General features: G+C 45.5%; 1 rRNA gene. It reads right to left on the bottom strand.

What is annotated here, in order from left to right:
• Window positions 1-79: ribosomal RNA gene (rrf, locus tag GPK81_RS14955) — 5S ribosomal RNA — on the bottom strand; the annotation flags it as partial.
• Window positions 80-209: the final 130 nt, after the last annotated feature.

Raw genomic sequence — 209 nt, forward strand, 5'->3', positions numbered from 1 at the left:
AGTACCATCGGCCGATTGGGTCTTAACCGTCGTGTTCGGGATGGGAACGGGTGTGTCCCCCAACCGCATCGGCACCAGAAGCATTTTGATTCATTTTCCCTTGATAACTCAACAGTAAAACACATCTTGTTTCTCTACTTTTTTCCGTTTTAGTTGGATTGATTCAGCCGTTTGCACAGCCTACTGTATCCAATTTCCTTAGAAAGGAG

The sequence above is a fragment of the Blautia sp. MCC283 genome (assembly GCF_018785565.1).
Classification (GTDB): domain Bacteria; phylum Bacillota; class Clostridia; order Lachnospirales; family Lachnospiraceae; genus Blautia_A.